Here is a 1189-nt window from a genome sequence, read left to right as displayed (position 1 = left end):
AACAAGCATTATTTATTCAATGATCTTAGAGACGATACCGGCACCAACAGTACGACCACCTTCACGAATAGCAAAACGAAGTTTCTCTTCCATCGCTATCGGAACGATCAACGAAACATCCATCGCAACATTGTCACCTGGCATAACCATTTCCGTTCCTTCTGGAAGCGTAACAATACCTGTAACATCCGTCGTACGGAAGTAAAACTGAGGACGATAATTCGTGAAAAATGGTGTATGACGTCCACCTTCATCCTTTGTCAAAATGTAAGCTTCTGCTTTAAACCGTGTATGAGGTGTAACGGATCCTGGCTTTGCCAATACTTGACCACGCTCAATCCCTTCACGGTCAACACCACGTAGCAGAGCCCCTATATTATCACCCGCTTGACCTTGATCCAAAAGCTTGCGGAACATTTCAACGCCTGTAACCGTCGTCTTAGACGTTGGACGAATACCGATAATCTCGATTTCCTCTCCAACTTTAATAACACCACGCTCAACACGACCCGTAACAACAGTTCCACGACCCGAAATCGAAAAAACATCTTCTATCGGCATCAAAAATGGTTGATCAACAGGACGTTCAGGGGTTGGGATATAATTATCAACTTCACTCATTAAAAGACGAACAGCATCTTCACCAATGCTTTTATCCTTATCCTCAAGAGCTGCCAACGCAGAACCCTTAACAATTGGTATATCATCGCCTGGGAAATCATATTTGGATAAAAGTTCCCGAACCTCAAGCTCTACAAGCTCCAAAAGTTCTGCATCATCAACCTGATCAACTTTATTAAGAAAAACAACAATTGCTGGAACACCAACCTGACGTGCAAGCAAAATATGCTCACGTGTCTGAGGCATTGGACCATCAGCTGCTGAAACAACCAAAATAGCACCATCCATCTGTGCTGCCCCTGTGATCATGTTTTTCACATAATCAGCATGTCCTGGACAATCAACGTGCGCATAGTGACGATTTTCCGTTTCATACTCAACGTGTGCTGTAGAAATAGTAATTCCACGTGCCCGTTCCTCTGGCGCAGCGTCAATTTGGTCATAAGCTTTAAATTCACCAAAATATTTCGTAATCGCTGCTGTCAACGAGGTCTTCCCATGATCAACGTGACCAATCGTACCAATATTAACATGCGGTTTTGTTCGTTCAAACTTGCTCTTCGCCATT

The 1189-nt window shown here is 43.5% G+C and carries 1 protein-coding gene; it reads right to left on the bottom strand.

What is annotated here, in order from left to right; genetic code table 11:
- Positions 1-12: 12 nt before the first annotated feature.
- Positions 13-1188 (bottom strand): elongation factor Tu, encoded by a 1176-nt coding sequence (gene tuf / locus ACFIQC_RS09870; RefSeq protein ID WP_012755022.1) that lies wholly within the window; start codon positions 1186-1188, stop codon positions 13-15.
- Between the last annotated feature and the right edge of the window lies 1 nt (position 1189).

This window comes from Bartonella sp. AA126HLJHH (genome assembly GCF_042197425.1).
Taxonomy (GTDB): domain Bacteria; phylum Pseudomonadota; class Alphaproteobacteria; order Rhizobiales; family Rhizobiaceae; genus Bartonella.
The sequence above is the reverse complement of the archived record's forward strand: the minus strand, read 5'-3'. Positions and strand labels throughout refer to the sequence as shown.